Origin of the sequence: Kitasatospora saccharophila (assembly GCF_039529925.1) — a bacterium.
GTDB classification, from domain to species: Bacteria; Actinomycetota; Actinomycetes; order Streptomycetales; family Streptomycetaceae; genus Kitasatospora; species Kitasatospora saccharophila.
Window position 1 is genome coordinate 1 of sequence record NZ_BAAANS010000182.1, and the last position, 616, is coordinate 616.

The following is a 616-nucleotide window of genomic DNA, read 5'->3' on the forward strand; positions in this document are numbered from 1 at the left end:
GACGTCACGCTGCTCGAAAGGGTCCTCAGTGGACTTCGCAAGCTCTAACGCGGCCGCCGCCCCCAGCCGCGCCACCACCTCCGCCAAGATCGTCGTCGCGGGCGGCTTCGGCGTGGGCAAGACGACGCTCGTCGGCGCGGTCTCCGAGATCAACCCCCTGCGCACCGAAGCCGTCATGACCAGCGCCTCCGCCGGCATCGACGACCTCAGCCACGTCTCCGGCAAGACGACCACCACCGTCGCCATGGACTTCGGCCGCATCACCCTCGACGAGGACCTCATCCTCTACCTGTTCGGCACCCCCGGACAGGACCGCTTCTGGTTCATGTGGGACGACCTCGTCCGCGGAGCCATCGGCGCCGTCGTCCTCGTCGACACCCGCCGCCTCGCCGACTGCTTCCCCGCCCTCGACTACTTCGAGAACAGCGGCCTCCCCTTCGTCGTCGCCCTCAACGGCTTCGACGGACAACAGGCCCACACCCCCGAAGAAGTCCGCGAAGCACTCCAACTCAACACCGAGATCCCCATCATCACCCTCGACGCCCGACGCCGGGACAGCGCCAAGAGCGCCCTCATCACCCTCGTCGAACACGCCCTCCTCGCCCGACTGCGGTGA

General features: G+C 68.0%; 1 protein-coding gene. It reads left to right on the forward strand.

The features are described 5' to 3' along the window. Positions 1-28: 28 nt before the first annotated feature. A complete protein-coding gene (locus ABD345_RS40075) occupies positions 29-616 on the forward strand; it encodes a GTP-binding protein (RefSeq protein ID WP_014138206.1) in 588 nt (195 codons plus the stop codon).